Annotated in this window: 1 pseudogene; it reads right to left on the reverse strand. The window is 43.2% G+C overall.

The window, feature by feature from the left end:
* Window positions 1-278 (reverse strand): annotated as a pseudogene (locus IQR33_RS12695) (hypothetical protein); the annotation flags it as partial.

Consider the following 278-nt stretch of genomic DNA (forward strand, 5'->3'; position numbering starts at 1 on the left):
CCAATGTTGGCTCAATAGACACAATTTTCTTCTTTCTGGCATCCAGAATCAATTCATTGGCATAATCACCCATGTCATTTATTGCTCGGAATGAAGCAATGAGGTTATCCCGTTCCCTCGATAAACTTTTCGCCGCTTTATCAGTGATTACCTTATGATCACAAGGGGCTTCAACAATATCCATCAGGGAACAAAGACGTTCACAATTACGGTTGGTGCAGTAGCCACCTGTAGGCAGCAATACAATGGATTTTTCACCCGCCCTTACCAAAGAGAGC

The organism is Vibrio sp. OPT46 (assembly GCF_015163535.1).
Taxonomy (GTDB): Bacteria; Pseudomonadota; Gammaproteobacteria; order Enterobacterales; family Vibrionaceae; genus Vibrio; species Vibrio alginolyticus.